The organism is Metabacillus litoralis (assembly GCF_007994985.1).
In the GTDB taxonomy this organism is placed as follows: Bacteria; Bacillota; Bacilli; order Bacillales; family Bacillaceae; genus Metabacillus; species Metabacillus litoralis.
The window spans coordinates 1-575 of sequence record NZ_VOQF01000062.1 but is presented as its reverse complement, the minus strand read 5'-3'; the positions used below and the strand labels follow the sequence as shown (position 1 = coordinate 575).

Sequence of the window (575 nt, the reverse complement as noted above, 5' to 3'; positions counted from 1 at the left end):
TTCGAACCAACGCATGTCGCAGTCAAAGTGCGATGCCTTACCGCTTGGCTATAGCCCAATAAAGTAATGTAAATGGGGCGACTGATGGGAATCGAACCCACGAATGTCGGAACCACAATCCGATGCGTTAACCACTTCGCCACAACCGCCACAATATATTAATTTTATTGGCAGGGGCAGTAGGAATCGAACCCACATCAAAGGTTTTGGAGACCTCTATTCTACCGTTAAACTATGCCCCTATTATAATGTAATGTTATTTTGCTCGTGAAAAACATGGTGGAGGGGGGCAGATTCGAACTGCCGAACCCTAAGGAGCGGATTTACAGTCCGCCGCGTTTAGCCACTTCGCTACCCCTCCGTATATTGAATTTTTCGACAATTAATATTAAATGGTGGCTCGGGACGGAATCGAACCGCCGACACATGGATTTTCAGTCCATTGCTCTACCAACTGAGCTACCGAGCCACAACTATCTATAGCAACAGTAGTCGAAAAATCTACTGATAAAAAAATGGCGGTCCGGACGGGACTCGAACCCGCGACCTCCTGCGTGACAGGCAGGCATTCTAAC

At 47.5% G+C, this 575-nt stretch carries 4 tRNA genes; all 4 read right to left on the bottom strand.

The features are described 5' to 3' along the window. Positions 1 to 73 precede the first annotated feature (73 nt). The 4 genes from FS935_RS23200 to FS935_RS23185 all read right to left on the bottom strand — a co-directional run bounded on the left by FS935_RS23200 (position 74) and on the right by FS935_RS23185 (position 469). Positions 74 to 149, bottom strand: a tRNA-His gene (locus FS935_RS23200). A gap of 19 nt (positions 150 to 168) precedes the next feature. Continuing rightward, a tRNA-Trp gene (locus FS935_RS23195) sits at positions 169 to 242 on the bottom strand. Positions 243 to 277: 35 nt separating this feature from the next. Beyond that, a tRNA-Tyr gene (locus FS935_RS23190) sits at positions 278 to 361 on the bottom strand. A gap of 32 nt (positions 362 to 393) precedes the next feature. Further along, positions 394 to 469, bottom strand: a tRNA-Phe gene (locus tag FS935_RS23185). Positions 470 to 575: the final 106 nt, after the last annotated feature.